At 42.3% G+C, this 3247-nt stretch carries 2 protein-coding genes; one reads left to right on the top strand and one right to left on the bottom strand.

What is annotated here, in order from left to right; genetic code table 11:
* Positions 1 to 2022, top strand: a 2022-nt coding sequence (locus QT987_RS29490) for an FkbM family methyltransferase (RefSeq protein ID WP_333247015.1), incomplete at its 5' end; no start/stop codon positions are given.
* A 56-nt stretch (positions 2023 to 2078) separates the two neighbouring features.
* Here QT987_RS29490 and QT987_RS29485 read toward each other — a convergent pair.
* Positions 2079 to 2303, bottom strand: a complete 225-nt coding sequence (locus QT987_RS29485) for a hypothetical protein (protein WP_150111604.1) — start codon at positions 2301 to 2303, stop codon at positions 2079 to 2081.
* Between the last annotated feature and the right edge of the window lie 944 nt (positions 2304 to 3247).

Here is a 3247-nt window from a genome sequence, read left to right as displayed (position 1 = left end):
ATACCAGAATGGCAAAGTGATGTTTCTACATTTTTAGAGTCGGAAACACTGCGTTGGCAAGAAGAGTATGGAATGTTATGGGAAAAAGAAAAAGTTTCCATCCAGAGGCTGACAACAATTCTTGATGAAAACGGTATTCCAGAAATTGATTTTATTTCAATCGACACTGAAGGCTTTGATTTTGATGTTTTAAAAAGTCTGGATTTCTCACGATTTCACCCCTCAATGATTGTAGTCGAATATGGCAAAGATAGGCAACAAATTATTTCATTCTTAGCAGAATTAGGCTATTCGTTAATGTTTGATAACGGTCAAGATTTATTCATGGTTCGGCTCAACCACTTATTCAGCGAAATCTGCCCCTTTCTGCCAGCAACGAAGGCCTACACAGGTGGATCAGGTAATCCTCCTTATGCAGAAATTCAACATACGACTGAACACTATTTCCACGAGTTTATAGGGAAATCAGCCAATGAAGTTGGATGTATTGTTATCGTTGGCACTCACTTGGGATTCGAGATAGATACATTTTTAAGGAACTATCCAAATGCAGAGATTCATGCGTTTGAAGCAAGCCAGCGTTACTTCTCTCTACTGTTAGAGCGTTTTGCCGGAAGTCCGCGTGTTTTTTGTCACAACTATGCTGTCTCAGAAGAAAATGGAACCGCTGTTTTTTATGAAACAACGATAGACGGCACGGGTTCTCTCCTTCCGATGAAAATTCAAGAAGACCAAGACCAAGGACTAACTACTTTCGGTGCATCTCCAGCAGAAGCATACACAGTAGCCACAGTCACTCTGGACAGTTTTGCTCCACTAGCGGGAAAGAAGATTGATTTACTCTGGTGTGATGTGCAAGGAGCTGAACTAAAAGTTCTTGAAGGTGCCAAACAAACATTGGAGCGTTGTTCTTCTCTCTTTTTGGAAGTTTGGTTGTACAGAACTATGTACCAAGATCAGTGCCAACTGTCTAATCTAGAGAAGTATCTAGCAGAACACAGTATCTATCTATCAAGTATCGGACTGAATCAAATTGGCGGAGGTCAGGGAGACGGTTTTTGGCTCAAAAGCAATGAAATTCAGCAAAAAGAAATTTTAGATGCCTTAAATTCTCGAAAAAAAATTGTCGCCCTTATCAGGCAAGAAAGTTACAGAGAGTTACAGCTTGAAGATGGTGGAACAGATGCCTTATCAAAAGAAGTCAGACAACTAGATTCTCAGCCAGACGAAACCCAGGAAGAATTGAAGCAATCGCAATCTCAGACAAAACTGCACCAAAATCCAGGGGGATTTGAGCAATTTACAACTAAACTGCAACAAGTTCAAGAGGAACTACAACCAATTAAAGAAGAGCTTGAACTGAGGCAGATTCAATACCACAAAACTCAGGAAGAACTCGCACACACGAAGTCTCAGCTAATCGAAGCTCAGACTCAACTGCGAGAGATCGAGGGTGCTGCTGCTCCGTTAAATCAACTGGCAGAGTTGTATTTAGTTCAAGGAAAGTTAGAAGATGCGATCTCCGTTTGCGAGCAAGCATTAAAGATTCAACCCAAATTTGCTCCGGCGTACAAGACTTTGGGGAATGTCTTCCAAGCTCAGGGTAAACTGGATGAGGCAAAGAGTTGGTACATTCGCGCTCTGGAAATTCAGCCTAATTTTGCTCAAGCTTTAGCAAACCTGGGGACTATTCAGGCACAGCAGCAAGAGTGGCAAGAGGCGATCACCTGTTACCAAAAGGCGATCGCGATTCAACCGAATTTTGCAGGCGTTTACCGTAACTTGGCTAGGGTCTTTTCGCAAATTGGTAAGCCAGATGAAGCTGTCGAGTGTTCTTATGCAGCCGTGATTTTGGAACCTCAAACAACGGCAGAGGAATACTTTAACCTGGGCAATACTCTGTTAGAGCAAGGGAAGCAGGAGCGGGCGATCATCTGTTACCGCAGGGCTGTTTATTTAAACCCAAGTTTTTCTGAGGCTCATGATAAGTTAAAGGAAATTATGAGTGTGGTTGGGGAATAGGATGAAGCGGATCGCGCTTATTATCAACAAGCGCTAAAACTACAGCCAAGTCTCTCTTATACCTTCAATGCAGTGCGGTTTAGATGAACCACAAAGCCACATTTTTCGTTGTAGTATTGCGGTAGCGCTATCGCTATGTCAGGGCGCGGATGCCAAGAAGTAATTGGCACGCAAGTATTGCCCAGACAGATTTCAACTTGCTCTAAACTTCTCTTTTTGCTGACAATCCAGCCCCGAATCCCAATATCATAGTCATCCGACCACGACTCATCTACGCACAAAATTCAGTTCTCATCTTGCTCTACCATGTTGCTCATGTCGCTTCTCCTTAAGCTATTTCCAAATTTTTATTTCCGAGCTACTTGTCGGATTTGATGTTAATTTGCTATCTATGGTGCAGTTGAGGCTGTTAGCTCTCTAGACTTACCTCCTTGTAGAAGTTGATTGCCTTTGTCGAATTTGGTCACAGCTTTTTTTGGGTTGATTTTGGCGTGTTTACTTTTTGGATAGATAATATTGTTCCAAGCTCAATGGCTTAGGGCTTGGCGGGCGATCGCCCATATATAATACCTGGTGCGTGCGGGAACATCCTCAGAGGCATGAAGTCTGATATCCTTGGGAAAGCAACGGCTTGAGTTCATTGGGAGTTCATTGGGGGCGATCGGGCAAAAATTACCCTCATTTGTGGTAAGCTTCTGAGGAACCATTTTGGGAGTAAGTTGTCTTAGGGCGACTGGAAGTTAAAAGTAGAATATTTATTACATATCAAAGTGGCGATTTGAAGAAAATGCAAAAGTGCTTGCAGGAATCCTTAAAATGCACGCCTTCTTCCCAAACAGAAACAATCGTCAACTGGTTAGAGAGTTTTGCAAATTTCTCGTTAGAAAAAGGGCGACACCTCGATCCCTATTCACTCACAAACTCAGAAGAGTGGAAACAATTGGTTCGTCAGGCAGTTGCGATTAAGCCAACAAGCAAGCTATAATGGTATACTGGCAGGACAGTTTTCCTAAGAAAAATTTCAGCGGTTGCTCTGCAGTTGCTGAGTAATTAAGAAGAAAAACGATGAATGATCTAGAACATATATTAATTAATGACATGGAACTGTATCAAGAAGGGCTGAATTTGAGAGAAGAGAAGCGGAGAGAAGAGTCCAAAGCCGCCAGCGTGAATCAACATAAACTAGAATTGTCGAAGAAAGAATCTTCGTTAGAGCAAATTCAGA

The sequence above is a fragment of the Microcoleus sp. SVA1B4 genome (assembly GCF_036700545.1).
GTDB lineage: Bacteria > Cyanobacteriota > Cyanobacteriia > Cyanobacteriales > Microcoleaceae > Microcoleus.
Note: the sequence above shows the minus strand (reverse complement) of the source record. Positions and strands in the feature narration are given on the sequence as shown.